The sequence below is a fragment of the Haladaptatus sp. R4 genome, from assembly GCF_001625445.1.
In the GTDB taxonomy this organism is placed as follows: domain Archaea; phylum Halobacteriota; class Halobacteria; order Halobacteriales; family Haladaptataceae; genus Haladaptatus.
Window position 1 is genome coordinate 66339 of sequence record NZ_LWHG01000029.1, and the last position, 13161, is coordinate 79499.

Genomic DNA, 13161 nt, shown 5'->3' on the forward strand with positions numbered 1-13161 from the left:
GCATCGATCAATCGGTATCCATCGACGGCGTCACCCGGTCGTGGATCGTTCCCTCGCGTTCCCTGAGGTGCTTCGGGTCTCGGTCGTTACGCACGGCGACGATTTCCGAGACGATACTGAGCGCGATTTGATACGGCGACCCGCCACCGAGGTCGAGTCCCACTGGAGTGAACAGTCGTGTTAGCTCGTCGCTGCTGAACGTTTTCCCTTCCGTCTTGAAGTCATCGAGCATCTCTTCGAACCGTTCGTGGGGGCCCATGAGGCCGATATACGGCACTTGGGTCCGAAGGAGTTCGTCGACGACGATCCGGTCGTCGACGAAGTTGTGGGTGGCGACGACGACGTACGTGTTCGCGTCGAAGTCGAGCGTGTCACGGATCCGTGCGGGGGACGTGGAATGCACGTCGGCGGCGTTCGGGAAGCGGTCGGGCGTCGCCGTCGCTCCCCTGAAGCCGACCACCGTTACGCGGAAGTCCGCCATCGCCCCGAGTTCGATGATCGGTCGAACGTCGTTGCCGGTGCGACGACCACGAGGTCGTCGGGCGAGCGGTGGCTGTCGACGAAAATCGAGACGTCATCGACGACGACGGTTTCCGAGGTACCATCGGCGAGAAGGGGAGCGACGACCTCCCGAAGGGGGTCGAAGCTGAACTCCGTGTCGTCGTCCACGTCGAAACCGTCCGCTTCGGGGTCGTAGTACGCCCGCGTTCCGACCAGTTCGTCCGGACCGTCGGTGACGGTGACGACGCCGACGTCCCAGCCGTCGCCGACGGCGTCGAGGACGGGTCGATAGCTCTCATCGAGCGGTTCGAGGAGGACGTCGATGACGCCGTTACACCCGACGCCGAGTCCCCAAACGTCGTCGTCCGCTTCGGGCATCAGGTCGTACGTCTCCAGACGCGGTTCCCCGGACGCGAGCACGTCCGCGGCGAGACGCTGAACTTCGTCTTCCAGACAGCCAGCAGTGATGTGGCCGACTTCCGTCCCGTCCGCGGAGACGAGCATCTTCGCCCCCGGGCGACGATACGCGCTCCCTTCGACGTTGACGACGGTGGCAAGGACGCCCCGGTCGCCGCGTTCCACGAGTTCGCGGGCTCGTTGTAACACTTCGTTCTCCGGTGTACTCCAATCGTTGTCGGTTCTGCTCATGGTTCTGTTTGTCCTGTTTCGGATGATCGTTCGCTCGTTTCGTCCAGTTTCTCCGCGTCCAGCGAGAGCCCCGGAAGCTCGGAGCTTCGGGCGACGTACACCTTCTCCAGTCCGCTGTCGTGCAGGTCGGTCCCGCAGTCCCCCGCTCGCACACTCGCTCGAACGCCCGCCGGATTCTCCACTCGCGCCCCTGCCACGAGGTCGATACCGGCATCGAAGGCGGGACCGGGGACGAACGATGCCGTCGCACCCACGAGAACGACGAGCGGCACGTCGGCGGATCTCAGTGCCGAGAGATAGCGATCCAATCCCCCGTACACCAGCGTCGACCCGGTGATAAAGCAGACGCCCGCACCCGCAAACGCCGTCTCGCACTCGTCCGGCGGGAACAGTTCCACGGTCACGTCGTCCGGCGACGGGACGGATTCGGGTTTCTCGCGTTCGACCACGCGCACGTCGACGGCGGCGAACTTCCGGAACGCCGGACGGAACAGGCCGACCGTGGTGATCGTGGCGACGTCGTCGTCGAGGGACGCCATCGGGTCGCCGGATCGCCACTCGACTTCGGGCGCGGAGAGGGCGTTCAGCGTCGCGATACCCACGGCTCGGCGTACCTTCCCGTCGATGTCCCCGTCGGTCGCCAGCGATGCGAGCGCGGAAACGTTCTCGGGCCACGATTCCGGGCGCTCGCCCCGCGGCCGATGGGCGACCCCCGCAAGGTGACCGTGGTCTGGGTGCGTGAGTTCGACGAGAACGACCCGCTCGCCGACGGTAACGCGCGGGGCCGTCGCGGTCGCCGCCGTCCCCCGAACGCTGGCATAAATTCGGTCCACGAGGTCGGTATCAAGCGGGTCGGTCATCCAGCAGTGACACCCCCTCCCGCCGCTCGCTCGCGGAAATCGTATTCGAAGCCCAACGGTCCGCGCGGTCCGTACCGGTCGAGTTGCCGCGCGACCTCCGCCACGTCCCGCGGACCGGCGAAGGCGAACAGGCCGTCGATGTATGGGAGGACGGCGGCCATTCCCCGACAGGTCGGTTCGTACGCCGGTGAGGCGGCGAGCGGGTTCAGCCACAGAATCGACCCCGAGCGAAGGGAAAGCCGTGCCATCGCCGCTTCGAGGTCGTCGACGTCACCCACGTCGAGGCCGTCGCTAACGACGAGCGTCGCCGTCCGATAGTCGATGGCGTTCGGCCACCGTGCCGGGAGCGTCGACAGCGACGCGCCGATCTTCGTGCCGCCGCCCCACACCACCTCGGCGTGTTCGAGCGCGGTCGCCGGATCGTCGTCCGCCCGTTCGAAGACGTCGGTCACCTCCTCGATGTCCGTATCGAAGAAGAAGATCCTGACCGACCGACAGTCACGCACGAGTGACTCCAGAAACGTGAGGAGGAACCCCCGGTCGATCGCATCGAGAACCGATCGACTCACGTCCACGAGGACGCACGCGCGGACCTCGCTCACCCGCCGGTCCCGTGTCGGAAGCGACGGGGGAACGCCGCCCATCGAAAGGCTCTCTCGAAGCAGTCGTCGCGCGTCGATGGCGTACCCGGTTCGGTCCAGGTGCCACCGTCGTCCCGAGAGGGTCGCCAGGGCGCGTTCGAACCGTGTTACTGTCGTCCAAGCGCGGTCGCCGTTTCCCTCGCCTTCGACCTCTTGCCCGTCACCGCTCGCGCTGAACGTCCCCGAACGGTGATCATCGAGGAACCGTTCGAGGGGACTCTCGGTCTCATCGGCGATTCTCCGCGTTCTGATCGTCGACTCGGAAAGGGTCTCCTTCCCCACATCGCCGAGAGCATCTTCGAGCAGTTCCTTCGACTCGGAGTCAGTAGAAGCGTCGGCGGGCGGACGGTCGGACGACCGACCGGATTCGATGGGGCGACTCACGTCGTCCGCCGTGGCAATCGCTTCGAGACCGGTGTTGAGACGGTACCAGAATACGGGGAAACGCTCGTCGAACACCTCGCTGTCGTGCGGGTCGGAGACGAGCGTTGCGTGCGTCGCGGCGCGGACACGGCCTCGGTCGGTGACCCCCGTCGCCGCGAGCGCTTCGACCGCCGAAAGCGACCCGTCGACGGGGACGTCGACGCCGTGAAATCGGAGCGTCCGTGCGAAGCGGACGACCTGTGCGATGACGTGGTCGCGTGCGCCGACGAAGTCCGGACGACGTTCACCGACCGTCGTCGGGGCTCGATCCGTTTCCGTCCCGTTTCGCCGACTCGCTTCGCGGGCGGCGTCGCCAGTCGGTTCAGAGAGTCGGTATCGACGAGGGCACGCTCGGCCGCCTCCGCCCGGAGTTCGGTGAGCGTTCGCTCGACTGCCGCGGCGCTGAGATTCTCCATCTCCGCATCGCTCCGGAGCGTTGCGACCGCTCGCGCCCAGTCGAGCGTTTCGGCGACGCCCGGTCCCGTGAGGAACGACTCCTCACGGAGACGCCGGACGATACCACACACCTCGCTGGCGACGGTGGCGTCGAGGTGGGGAACGTTCCGCCGGACGATTTGGCACTCCGCTTCGAACGACGGTGGTTCGACGTGGAGGGAGAGACACCGTCGTTTGAGTGCATCACTCACCCTCCGTGTCCGATTCGACGTGATGACGACGATCGGGGGTCGTTGGGCGGTAACGGTGCCGTACTCCGGAATGCTGACCTGATAGTCGGACAGCAGTTCGAGGAGGAACGCCTCGAACTGCTCGTCCGATCTGTCGACTTCGTCGATGAGGAGGACCGGCGGCGTGACGCCCTCGTGTGTGAGTGCCTGCAACAGCGGGCGTTCGAGGAGGAACCCCGAATCGAAGACGGAGTTCGTTTCGTCGATCGATCGCTCACCCGAGCGAATCGCCAGCAACTGCTTCGTGTAGTTCCACTCGTACAGCGTGTTCTCGGCGGTCAGTCCCTCGTAACACTGGAGGCGGATGAGTTCCGCGTCGAACCCGTCGGCGAGCGCCTTCCCGAGTTCGGTCTTGCCGCTCCCCGGATCACCCTCGACGAGCAGCGGTTTGCCGAGCTTGAGCGCCAAAAAGACGGTCGTCAGCAGTTCGTCATCGGCCACGTATCCCGTCTCCGCAAACCGTTCTCCGAGGTCGATTTCGGTCAGGTCGGCGAACGGCTCACCGTCCGCTCGTTCGTTCATCGAAGTCGCTCCTCCATGCGGAAGCGTTCGGGGTCGTCTTCGAACGCGTCGGCGCATCCCTGTCCACAGAAGTAGTAGGTCTTGCCGTCGAGGTCGACCGTCGCGGGGCCTCGTCCGTGACGACGTCCATGCCGCAGACCGGATCGATCACCGTTTCCCCGTTCTTCGCATTCGCATCCGCGCCCTCATCCTCGCCCACGTCCTCATTTTCGTCCACGCCCTCATTCTCATCCGCGTCCGCGTTCGCTTCCTCACCGTCGTTCGCCGCTTCGTCCCTTTCGGTTCGGGTTTCGATTCCCTCGCTCGGGACGGGCGGACGGTCCGTCGCACCGCGTCGGGCCGCCACGAGTTCCGCGAGGATGCTCAGTGCGATCTCCTCCGGCGTTTCGGCTCGCAGATCGAGACCGGCGGGGACGACCTGGCGTCGGCGACGTCGTCGGCGTCGACGCCGAGGCGCTCGGCCACGTCCTCGAACAGGTTCTTCGCCCGTCTCGTGCTGGCGACGAGTCCGACGTACGGAACCCCCGCTCGAAGCCCGATTTCGATCCCACTCTCGTCGAACGCCCCCATCGTCGCGACGACGATAGCCTCTGCCCCCTCGATCCGTTCGACGACACCCTCGTCGTCGGGGGTGATAGTCTCGTCCGCCCGAGGGGCGGCCTCCGAATCGGCGACGACGGTCACCACGTACGACATGTCGCCCGCGAGTCGAGCGAGTGAGCGTGCCATCGGCGAGTCGCCGATGACCACGAGTCGCGGTGTCGGCATCACCGGTTCGACGAACAGTTCGAGGACGCCGCCGCTGTGGCACGTCATCGGGAACGCGTCGAGGCCGGGACGAGCGACGGTGTCCGGGTCGGGTGCCAATCCTAACAGCGCCGATTTTCCCGTCCGTAGGGCGCGTTTGGCTTCGCGGACGGCGACCGACTGGGCGCAGGCGGCACCACCGACCCACCCCACCAGTTCCCCGTCGGGCGTTACGAGCGCTCTGTCACCCACGTTCACGGAGACCGGCGGTTCTCGTCGGACGACGGTCACCACGGCGAACGAACGGCCAGCTTCGCGCCACTCGCTGGCCAGTCGGTCCACCTTCTCGGGCGAGGTAGCGTCCCGTTCGGTCGGGTCGTCGTCGGGTGGTCTGTCTGTCGTCATCTTCTGATGCGTGCTACTAGTACACACGGGTCGCGTGCGAAAGAGGATGTCGCCGCCGAGACCGGATCAGTCGGCATCGGCCTCTTCGCTGTCGACGTCGACGTGATCCGCTGGCTCACACGAGAGACCCGCTTCGTCCAACTTCTCCCAAACGCGGTCGGGCGTCAGTGGCATATCCACGTGACGGACGCCCGCGTGGGACAACGCATCGACGGCGGCGTTGACGATAGCGGGTGGTGACCCGACGGTCGGGGATTCGCCGACGCCCTTCGCCCCGATAGGATGATGGGGAGACGGCGTGACCGTGTAGTCGGTGTCGATGTGCGGGATTTCGGCGGCGGTCGGGAGGAGGTAGTTCATGAAGTCTCCCCCGGTTACGTTGCCGTTTTCGTCGTAGGTGACGTGTTCGAGGAGCGCGGCCCTGTGCGACGCCGCCGTGGACCTGTCCCTCGATGACCATCGGGTTGATGCGGTTTCCACAGTCGTCGAGCGCGTAGAACTGCTGGATGTCGAGGTGACCGGTTTCGCGGTCGATCTCCACGACGCAGACGTACGCCCCGAACGGGTAGGTCATGTTCGGCGGGTCGTAGTAATCGACCGCCTCCAGACCCGGTTCCTGATTCGCGGGCGAGTTCATGTAGGAGGCGGCGGCGATTTCCGTTATCGACATCGACCGGTCGGGCGCGCCTTCGACGTGGAACGACCCCGAATCTCGGTCCCACGCGACGTCCGCCTCGGCGACTTCGAGTTCGTTCGCGGCGATGCTCTTTGCCTTCTCACGCACTTTCCGCGCCGCGACCGCGGTCGCGGCCCCGCCGACCGGTGTCGACCGCGAGGCGTAGGTCCCGAGGCCGTACGGTTCGGAGTCGGTGTCGCCGTGTTCGATCGTCACGTCGTCCACGTCGAGACCGAGTTCCTCGGCGACGATCTGTGCGAAGGTGGTCTCGTGGCCCTGTCCCTGCGTCTGGACGCCGATGCCGACCGTCGCCTTTCCGGTCGGATGAACGCGGATTTCGGCGGAGTCGAACATCTCGACGCCGACGATGTCACACTGCTTGCCCGGACCGGCACCGACGATTTCGGTGAACGTCGAGAGTCCGATGCCGAGCAACTTCTCCTCGTCCTCGTCGATGCGCCGCTGTTGCTCTTCGAGGAGTTCCTCGTAGCCGACGCCCTCCAAGGCCTTGTCGAGGGCGCGCGTGTAATCGCCGGAGTCGTAGGTCCATCCCGTGGCGCTATCGTAGGGGAACGAATCCTTCGGGATGAAGTTCTTCCGCCGGACCTCCGCCGGGTCCATGTCGAGTTCGTCGGCGAGGACGTCCACCATCCGTTCGATGAGGTAGATGGCCTCGGTGACGCGGAAGGAACACCGATACGCGATTCCCCCCGGTGCGGTGTTGGTGTAGATACCTTCGAGTTTGCCGTGGGCGGCGTCGATGTCGTAGGACCCGGTGAATATCTTGAAAAACCCTGCCGGGAACTTCGAGGGCTGGGCCGCGGCGTTGTAGGCGCCGTGGTTCGCCAGCACGTCCACATCGACACCCTTGATGATGCCATCTTCAGTCGCCGCGATACGACCCGTCATGTCGTAGTCGCGGGCGAAGGCGGTGGTCTGGATGTTCTCCGACCGCTCTTCGACCCACTTCACCGGTTGACCGATGACGTACGACGCCGCGGCAGCGACGACGTAGCCGGGGTAGATGGGCACCTTGTTGCCGAACCCGCCGCCCACGTCGGGACTGACGATGCGAATCTTGTTCTCGGGGATGCCGGAAACCATCGAGAACAGCGTCCGATGGGCGTGGGGGGCCTGGGACGTCATGTGGACTGTCATCTTCTCGTTGGCCGTATCCCAGTCCGCCACACAACCGCAGGTTTCGATGGGTGCGGGGTGGATACGCTGGTAGTACATGTCCTGTTCGACGACGACGTCCGCATCCTCGAAGGCGGCCTTCGTCGCGTCCTCGTCCCCCGTCTCCCACGTGAAGATGTGATTGCTCTCCTGTCCCTCGATGTCGTCGCGAACCAGCGGCGCGTTCTCCTCCCATCGCCGCCTTCGCGTCCACGACGGGGTCGAGCGTTTCGTAATCGACGCGTACCTTCTCGGCCCCGTCCTTGGCGATGTAGCGGTCCTCGGCGATGACCGCCGCCACTTCCTGCGACTGGAATTTCACTTTATCGGAGACGAGGACGTCCTGCGTGTCCGACATCAGGGTCGGCATCGTCGCGAGGTCGTGCGCCGCGAGGTCCTCGGCGGTGAGGACCGCCACGACTCCGTCGAGCGCCTCCGCCCCGCTGGTGTCGATGCTGTTTATTCGAGCGTGGGCGTACGGACTGCGGACGATTTCGCAGTGGAGCATCCCGTCCTTCTTGATGTCGTCGACGTAGTTGCCCCGGCCGGTGATGAACCGCCGGTCTTCCTTGCGTTTTACCTCCTGACCCATGCCACCGCGACCGTGTCCGTGGTCGGCCTCGGGGTGCGGGCCGCCGTCGGCGTCGTGTCGATACCCCTCGTCCGGTTTTTCGCTGCGGTCGAACTCGCTGCTCATGGGGAGTCACCTCCGTCGTCCGCGGTCCGGGTCCCGTCTGTCGTTCCGTCCTCCGAAACGTTCCGACAGCAGGAGTCCGCCCCGCATCCCGTCGCCTTGCCACCGTCCGTCACGTTGCCACCGTCGGTTGCCTCGCTGCCGTCAGTCGCTTCGCCGCCGTCCGTCGCCGTGGCCTCCGCCTCGGCGTCCGTCTGTTCGTTTTCGACGGGCGACTCCGGCGGTTCGCGGCCGTTGAGCACGTCCGCCGCGTACTCGATGGACTTGACGATGTTTTGATAGCCCGTGCATCGACAGAGGTTGCCGCTGATCTTCTCGCGAATCTCCGCCTCCGTCGGGTCCGGGTTCTCGTCCAGCAGGGCTTTTCCGGCCATGATCATGCCCGGCGTGCAGTAGCCACACTGGAGGCCGTGCATCTGGCGGAAGCCCTCCTGAATCGGGTGGAGGTCGCTCTCTCCCATTCCCGCTTCCTCTAGGCTCCCCATTCCTTCGACCGTCGTGATGTCGCTCCCGTCGGCTTGCACGGCGAAGAGGAGACACGACTTGTAGGCTTCGCCGTCCATATTGATCGTACACGCCCCGCAGTTCCCGGTGTCACAGCCGATGTGCGTGCCGGTCAGGTCGAGGTTCTCCCGAATCGCGTGTACGAGTAGCTCTCGCGGCTCGACGCTCAGTTCGTGTTCGGTTCCGTTGATCGTGAGTGTGATGTCCTTCGTCTGGTTCATGTCAGTCCCCTCCCGCCCGTTCCGTTGCGTCGGCAAGCGCACGCTGCGTGAGGACCCGGACCATGTTTTCCTTGTATTCGACGCTCCCGTGTTCGTCGGCCTCGGGATTCGACGCCTCCGCGGCGAGTTCACCCGCCCGCTTGAACAGGTCGGCACTGGGCGATTCGTTTTCGAGCGCTTCCGCGGCGTCGGGAACGGAAACGTTCGTGATATCGACCGCCGTCAGCGCGACGGTCGCGTCGGTGATGACGCCATCGTCCACTCTCACGCGAGCACCCACTCCGACCATCGCGTAGTCGCCGACCTTCCGTTTCAGTTTGTGATACGCGCTCCCCTCGTCTTCCGGCGGAACCGGTACTCGGAGTTCGGTGGCGAGTTCCCCCTCCTTCAGGTTGTTGTCGTAGGGGAGAAGGAAGAACTCGTCCGCGGGGATGACGCGTTCGCCGTCCGGTCCCTGCGCGACCACGTCTCCCTCGTGAGCCAACAGTACGGTCGCCCAATCCCCCTTCGGGTCCGACTGGGCGACGAGCCGACGACCGTTCCGCGGTTGCGGATCTGCGGGTCCGCGACGAGCGGTGCGGTATCGGCGAAACTGCCGTACTTCTCGGCGATGAGCGGCGATTCCTCGATTTCGACGTGCCGCGTGAGGGCACCGATCTTCAGGTATCCGTCCTCCTCGCGAAGATAGTCGAGATCCTCGATGCGGTTCAGATCGACGACCGTCGACGGTCGTGCCAGTCGAAACCGCATCAGGGGAACGAGGCTCTGTCCCCCGGCGAGGATGGTCGGTTCGTCGAGACCGTCGAGGAGGTCCACCGCCTCGTCGACGGTCGTCGGTTCGTGAAGTTCGAATTGTGCGGCTTTCATAGCAAGTTCCTGAGTCGGTTCGTGATACTCCGTCCCTGTTCGCTCTCGTCGACGTCCGACATCTGCTGCTGGATGTTCGTGAAAAACTGGCTCACTATCTTGTCGGCGACCGGGTTGAGTACCCGGCCGCCCAACTGTGCAATTCGCCCGGAGACGTCGGCTCCCGTCCACCACTCGACCTTCGATCCGACGTCGTCGCTGATGGTCATTCCGGATTCCATCTCGAAACTGCTGTCCGAGGCGGCACCACCGCCGTGGCCACCATTTTGGGATACTCCCGTTCGATGATGGTGACCCGCGTTTCGAATCGCGGTTTCACGCTCCCGACGCCGATCTGCATCAACGCCGCGTACTTGCCCCCTTCCACGAACGCTCGATCCGCGACGACCTCCGGATCGACGTCGGGCAACGTCGGGACGTCCTCCTCCGGTTCGTAGTTGTCGAAATCGAAGTCGCCGTCATCCATCGGGACGATGTACCGACATCCCTTGAGCGCATCCCGAACGGCGACGGGATCCGACAATACGACCCAGGCGTCCTCCGGCTCTACCCCCTCCAGTTCGAATTCACCCTCGAACTCCATGCCTGTATGCTCCTGTCCGAGTCCGTAGACTCGTGTTCCTACCCAACCCGTGCAATGTTAAGTGTTACCTAGTGACACAATTTTCGTCACGCGTTTCGCGTCTATCATCGAATCGACACTGTCGGATAGACCAATGTATCCGAAGCTATCGATCAAAGCCATCTCCTCCGCGAGTTCTTCGAGCGACATTTGGGTACCGATTCGGTCCAAGAGCAGACGGTCGCAACTGGCTGACCATCCCTTCTACGGCCGAGTCGTCCAGTTGCCGGGGAATATGGATAAAACCGCCGACGATATCCTTGGAATCGGATCGTTCGTGGTCTCCTCCGGGCCGAATTCGAGAACGATGCGGACGGAAGCCATGTTCGGTTGCTCACCTCGTGTGTCGATGGGTCCGTTTGAAGAGCGAAAGATCGACCGCGTCGGCCATCGCACGATAGCCAGCATCGCTTGGATGCAGGTGATCGCCGCTATCGTATTCCGGACGGATTCGATCTGGCTGGGCCGGGTCGCGGATCGCGGCATCGAAATCGATGACACCATCGAAGACGTCCGTCGTCCGGATAAACCGATTCACCATCTCCCGTTTGGCCTCTCCCTCCGGCGAATCGTATCTGTTTCCGTATTTCGCCCCCCGAGTCGGCGTGAGGGTTCCGGCGAAGATGTTGCTCCCGCTGGCGTGCACTCGTTTGGCGATCTGCGTCAGTCCGGCGATCATCTGCTCGGCGGTTACTGCCGGAGGGTATTGACCGATGTCGTTGATTCCCTCGAGGATAATCACGTCGGAGACGTTCGGTTGCTCGATGACGTCGTGGTCGAGTCGCGCCAGTGCGTTGTTGCCGAACGAAAGTCCCGGGTTCGCATCGTGAAGGAGTCGATTACCCGAGATACCGGCGTTAACGATCGATCGATGCACTGACCGGTGATCGGTGAGCCGTCGTGCCAAGTAATCGGGCCAGGTGTGATCCGCACCCGGCGTCGAGTTGAATCCGTCGGTGATCGAATCGCCGAACGCCACGATCGTGCTCGTGAGTTTCCGCGCGATCACATCGACACCACCGAGGAAAAACCACGATTGCGTCGAGTTCGTGAACTGGTCACCGTCCGCGTCGGCCGTGTGGTTTCCCCGTTGGGAGATATACGTCGTGTGGAGCGCGAGCGGATGCCACGTCGCGGGGCCAGTAGCGGCCGATGCGTACAGACTGACGGCGAGGTCCTGATCGGGTTCGACGGACAATTCGATGGGATCACTGTAGACGACTGCCCCTGCCGGAATGAAAACGGATTTCTCGCCCCCAAACGTTACCGTTCTGTTCGTCTTCGACAGAACGGTTGCTCCGGTATCGCGGATTCCGACCGTCGCCGCATCGATCGTCACGCCTTTCGTCCCGTACTCGTTCGTGAGTCGAATGCGAACAGCTGATCCTCCGACGCTGGTATGGACGATTTCCCGCAACGTTCGATTCTCGAACCCGGTCCGTGAGAGGCCACTCTGCCCCGGGGGGACTGGCGACCCGCTCCACGCCCCCACGAACCGTTCGTGAGCGCCACCACGGCCGTGTGACGGCGAACCGTTTCTCGGTGATTCACACGCACCGGAGACGTCCACCCCGGTTGCACTGATACCGGTCGCTGCACCAACCGCCTTGAGGAATGTTCTCCGTTCGAACATGCACTGAGTATAGATCTATACCGAAATAAATTCAATTGATGAATTATTATATTTTTAAAAATTATAATTGGTAATATACGCCGTTAGCTGACGGTGTCACGGTGACGACGTCCCTCGTTGGCACGAACGGTCGAACCGATCCACTCAGTCGTCGGTGGATACCGGTGCCGGGGACGTCGATCCGGCGTTACTCCCCCGTGAGAAGTAGGATGCCAACGCCGGGCCGCTGACGTTGTGCCAGATGCTGAATAGTGCCGGGATGAGGGCTACAGCAGGCGAGAAGAACGCCGTCGCGAGCGCGACGGCGAGGCCGCTGTTTTGCAGGCCGACCTCGAACGCACAGGTCCGAACCCGCTCTTCGCTCATACCGGTAAGGCGGCCGACGCCGTATCCGGACCCGAGACCGATCGTGTTGTGTGCGATGACGGCGACCACCGCGACTGCTCCGGCGCTCGCAATCGTCTCCTGGCTGAGACGACGACGGCCGCGACGACGGCGACGATGGCGACGACGCTCACCGCCGGGAACACCTCGACACTCGCTTCCGCGACCGACGGGGCACGTCGGCATCGAGGAGGTATCGAAGCGCGAACCCGGCGATCACGGGAATCAGTACCACCTGCACGATGCTGAAGAACAGATCCGCGAAGGTGACGTTCAGTTGTTCCCCGGCGAGGAAGACGACCCAGGCGGGCATCACGATGGGTGCCGCGAGCGTCGTCACGGTCGTGATCGCCACGGAGAGGGCGACGTCCCCGTCCCCGAGATAGCTCATCACGTTCGAGGCGGTGCCGCCGGGTGCCGCCCCGACGAGGATGGCACCGAGGGCGAGTTCCGGGGGAAGGGAGAGGGCGAGAACGACGAGGTAGGCCGCCGTCGGCATGATTATCCACTGGGTGAGCGCCCCGATGATGACGTCACGCGGTCGGTCGAAGAGGCGCTCGAAGTCCGCCGGTTGGAGCGTGATTCCCATCCCGAGCATGATGATGCCGAGAAGGGGGGTGATGTACGGACCGATCCACGTGAAAGCCGGTGGAACCACGAACGCGATAGCGGAGAACGCGAGCACCCAGACGACGAAGTAGCGGTTCGCGACAGCGCTCACACGTTTTGCGACGTCCACACTGCTCATGGTCTCCCCTGGATATTCGATGGTCGTTTTCGATTCATACCCTGCGATTTATTGTCGTGGGTTTATTCCTGCCGAAACGTCTCAAAATTGCCGGGATCAGCCGTCGATACGAGAATCTACGCGGAGGTGTGAAATCAATTGGCCGAGAACGAATACATCCTGCCCCCGAGCAGGCGACGAACGTCGCACGAACGACTTGCTGA

Annotated in this window: 13 protein-coding genes and 3 pseudogenes; all 16 read right to left on the minus strand. The window is 63.8% G+C overall.

Features of this window, described 5'->3' with window-relative positions:
* Positions 1–7 precede the first annotated feature (7 nt).
* The 16 genes and pseudogenes from A4G99_RS27480 to A4G99_RS18090 all read right to left on the minus strand — a co-directional run bounded on the left by A4G99_RS27480 (position 8) and on the right by A4G99_RS18090 (position 12958).
* Positions 8–481, minus strand: a complete 474-nt coding sequence (locus A4G99_RS27480; protein ID WP_255359123.1) for an XdhC family protein — start codon at positions 479–481, stop codon at positions 8–10.
* Complete coding sequence (locus tag A4G99_RS27485; protein WP_223301971.1) at positions 463–1149, minus strand: XdhC family protein; 687 nt, start codon at positions 1147–1149, stop codon at positions 463–465. Before A4G99_RS27485 ends, A4G99_RS27480 begins: the two co-directional genes overlap by 19 nt.
* The gene (locus tag A4G99_RS18045) at positions 1146–2009 is read right to left on the minus strand and encodes a Rossmann-like domain-containing protein (protein WP_066146882.1); all 864 of its coding nucleotides are present in this window, start codon (positions 2007–2009) and stop codon (positions 1146–1148) included. Before A4G99_RS18045 ends, A4G99_RS27485 begins: the two co-directional genes overlap by 4 nt.
* Positions 2006–3109, minus strand: a complete 1104-nt coding sequence (locus tag A4G99_RS18050; RefSeq protein WP_190303806.1) for a VWA domain-containing protein — start codon at positions 3107–3109, stop codon at positions 2006–2008. Before A4G99_RS18050 ends, A4G99_RS18045 begins: the two co-directional genes overlap by 4 nt.
* Positions 3031–4281: a MoxR family ATPase gene (locus A4G99_RS29915; RefSeq protein WP_082837893.1), complete on the minus strand. Its 1251-nt coding sequence runs from the start codon at positions 4279–4281 to the stop codon at positions 3031–3033. Before A4G99_RS29915 ends, A4G99_RS18050 begins: the two co-directional genes overlap by 79 nt.
* Positions 4278–4418, minus strand: a complete 141-nt coding sequence (locus tag A4G99_RS29920) for a YHS domain-containing protein (protein ID WP_082837935.1) — start codon at positions 4416–4418, stop codon at positions 4278–4280. Before A4G99_RS29920 ends, A4G99_RS29915 begins: the two co-directional genes overlap by 4 nt.
* 226 nt (positions 4419–4644) lie before the next feature.
* The gene (locus A4G99_RS18060; RefSeq protein ID WP_066146889.1) at positions 4645–5433 is read right to left on the minus strand and encodes an XdhC family protein; all 789 of its coding nucleotides are present in this window, start codon (positions 5431–5433) and stop codon (positions 4645–4647) included.
* A 115-nt stretch (positions 5434–5548) separates the two neighbouring features.
* Positions 5549–7522, minus strand: a complete 1974-nt coding sequence (locus A4G99_RS18065; RefSeq protein WP_342764518.1) for a molybdopterin cofactor-binding domain-containing protein — start codon at positions 7520–7522, stop codon at positions 5549–5551.
* A 46-nt stretch (positions 7523–7568) separates the two neighbouring features.
* Positions 7569–7982, minus strand: a pseudogene (locus A4G99_RS27495) (carbon monoxide dehydrogenase); the annotation flags it as partial.
* Positions 7979–8704 carry a (2Fe-2S)-binding protein gene (locus A4G99_RS18070; protein WP_082837894.1) on the minus strand — a complete coding sequence of 242 codons (726 nt, stop codon included), beginning with the start codon at positions 8702–8704 and terminating at the stop codon, positions 7979–7981. The pseudogene A4G99_RS27495 and the gene A4G99_RS18070, both read right to left, overlap by 4 nt.
* 1 nt (position 8705) lies before the next feature.
* The gene (locus A4G99_RS28880; RefSeq protein WP_394337469.1) at positions 8706–8993 is read right to left on the minus strand and encodes a hypothetical protein; all 288 of its coding nucleotides are present in this window, start codon (positions 8991–8993) and stop codon (positions 8706–8708) included.
* Between the two features lie 120 nt (positions 8994–9113).
* Positions 9114–9571: pseudogene (locus A4G99_RS28885) on the minus strand (FAD binding domain-containing protein); the annotation flags it as partial.
* Positions 9568–9780, minus strand: coding sequence for a CoxG family protein (locus tag A4G99_RS27510; protein WP_255359124.1), 213 nt, complete (start codon positions 9778–9780; stop codon positions 9568–9570). The pseudogene A4G99_RS28885 and the gene A4G99_RS27510, both read right to left, overlap by 4 nt.
* Positions 9777–10154, minus strand: a complete 378-nt coding sequence (locus A4G99_RS27515) for a hypothetical protein (RefSeq protein ID WP_223301972.1) — start codon at positions 10152–10154, stop codon at positions 9777–9779. Before A4G99_RS27515 ends, A4G99_RS27510 begins: the two co-directional genes overlap by 4 nt.
* A gap of 373 nt (positions 10155–10527) precedes the next feature.
* Positions 10528–11826 (minus strand): SGNH/GDSL hydrolase family protein, encoded by a 1299-nt coding sequence (locus tag A4G99_RS18085; RefSeq protein WP_066146891.1) that lies wholly within the window; start codon positions 11824–11826, stop codon positions 10528–10530.
* Positions 11827–11970: 144 nt separating this feature from the next.
* A pseudogene (locus A4G99_RS18090) lies at positions 11971–12958 on the minus strand (bile acid:sodium symporter family protein).
* Positions 12959–13161: the final 203 nt, after the last annotated feature.